The sequence below is a fragment of the Bacillus sp. JJ1764 genome (assembly GCF_036962145.1).
Taxonomy (GTDB): domain Bacteria; phylum Bacillota; class Bacilli; order Bacillales; family Cytobacillaceae; genus Neobacillus.
Genome location: NZ_JBALNY010000019.1, coordinates 1 through 1,943, shown reverse-complemented (window position 1 = coordinate 1,943; position 1,943 = coordinate 1). Strand labels below are relative to the sequence as shown.

Genomic DNA, 1,943 nt, shown 5'->3' with positions numbered 1-1,943 from the left:
TATTTGACTCAAACTGTGACATAAGTAAATAGAAAAAGGATTCTAAAACATCTTAGAATCCCACTCTATATTGTTAATCAGCTTCGATTCTAATAGCTTGGATAAACTGACAATCAACGATAAGAACTGATCCTGGTTCTGTCTCGTTATCATTAAAGAAAGCACAGCAATTATTTGGATCAAAGGTTACAAAAATTACATCTTCAAGTACAGTTCCTCCAGATAGAAAAACATCTACTTCTGTAAGGGTTTGTAATTTTCTAAGCTGGTCACATGCGCATCCTCTGCAACGATTTGATTTTCGTTTTCTTTTACTTTTACAATCTTTACACTCTTGTTTTCTTAAACCCATAATGTATTACCACCTTTATAAGAGAATGCTACATTTTATGTAATTAAGAATTGTAAAGTAATGGACAAGGATGGATTTATATAAAAATAATTCATTGTACAGCGTATTTCGAAGATATTGTGAAGAAATGCACTTAAGCTAATGGGGGCGTTGTTCCAGGTAGGATTAACGCCTTTTTTGTTGAACTTGTTATTGAACAAACGGGGCAGGTTAGTTCAATAAAAGGACACCGAATATTGCAGACAATTAATGGTACAATCTTCAAAAGAGGAAAGTTGTAATTATTCCCCAAACTTAATTTGACTGCCTCTTTTCGTCTTGATCGAACGGCTTAGTTAAAAAAAAGAATTATTGCATTTATGTGGAAGTAACTATGAAGTTACTTTTGGAGGTCAAAGATTTATGAGGGAATATAATGAGGAAGTTCCTCAATCTAATTCATTTCAAAATACGAAAGAGGTAAATATGCTTAAAAATATTTCATTTTCCATCTTAATTAGTGTTTGCTTTTCTTTAATTGGTTGTAGTTTACAAAATAAAGCTTCAGGAAATATTCAGGAGTACATCAGATATACTGCTACAGAACTAAATGATATTAAAGTAATTAAAAAAGAAAAGACAGTTAAAAACCTAAGAAATATGGTCAATAGGATCAAATGGTCAGATAAAGTATTTTCCAGACCAGATAGTGGTGTTTATTCTTTTTGGTTTGAAAAGGAAGGTAAAAAAGAATGACTTGGAATGTTTGACTTGTGGAGCAATCAAGAAAATATCTTTATTTTCGATGAACAAACTGGCAAATACGGGTTGTTAAGTATTGATGATAAAATTGTTTTAAGAGAAATATTTAGTTGGTGGAAATAAAAAAGGGTAAATCAAAGTGAGTAATAAAAAAAAAGCTACATAATATGAAAGATTGTGAAGAACTACACTTACCAAACGGGGGCATTGATCCAGGGGATTTCGGCCTTTTTAAATACCTTATTAGACTAACGGGACAGTTTACTTGAAGAAGGAATCCATTCACATAAGTTGAATTAAATATAAATCATATTTTAGACCGAGGTGTAACTGGTGGGAAGAAACCGATATGTAGGTAGCTGGTCTGAAACAAATTTAATTGAAATTGATTGGTCGTTTAGTAAGGAAAACCTTGTTGGTTTGTTAAAGAGTGTGGTAAATAAAACAAATCAATATACTCATCAACAGATTTGTAATTGGTGTGATAAACATTATATGAATTTTATGAATGAGGATGGACTGGGTGATGAAAAGCCATACGTCATATTAGAGGATATTTCGGCACAGTGGGATTTATATTTAGCTAACACGTTCTCGATTAAAGAACTACAACAGAAGGACTTATCTAAAGTAAAACTTCCCATTGAATGGTTCGAGGGATGGTTAAAGGAAATATATTAACCACTTTTTAATCCCAAGTTTGTGAAGTGTGGAATAATGATGATGGTAAAATGAAGTAAAAAGAAGCAAAATCAAGATAATATAATTTAATATGATAAGGTGAAAGTAAAGGTGAGGGCAATATGTTAAAAGATCAATTATTCTCAAATAAGGCATCTAATGTTTATGA

The 1,943-nt window shown here is 31.4% G+C and carries 3 protein-coding genes; 2 read left to right on the top strand and 1 reads right to left on the bottom strand.

Features of this window, described 5'->3' with window-relative positions:
* Window positions 1-73 precede the first annotated feature (73 nt).
* Window positions 74-352 carry a hydrolase gene (locus tag V7083_RS03170; protein WP_335475288.1) on the bottom strand — a complete coding sequence of 93 codons (279 nt, stop codon included), beginning with the start codon at window positions 350-352 and terminating at the stop codon, window positions 74-76.
* A gap of 402 nt (window positions 353-754) precedes the next feature.
* Here V7083_RS03170 and V7083_RS03165 point away from each other — a divergent pair, with 402 nt between their 5' ends.
* Both V7083_RS03165 and V7083_RS03160 read left to right on the top strand, forming a co-directional pair.
* A complete protein-coding gene (locus V7083_RS03165; RefSeq protein WP_335475286.1) occupies window positions 755-1,087 on the top strand; it encodes a hypothetical protein in 333 nt (110 codons plus the stop codon).
* A gap of 339 nt (window positions 1,088-1,426) precedes the next feature.
* The gene (locus V7083_RS03160) at window positions 1,427-1,774 is read left to right on the top strand and encodes a hypothetical protein (protein ID WP_335475284.1); all 348 of its coding nucleotides are present in this window, start codon (window positions 1,427-1,429) and stop codon (window positions 1,772-1,774) included.
* Window positions 1,775-1,943: the final 169 nt, after the last annotated feature.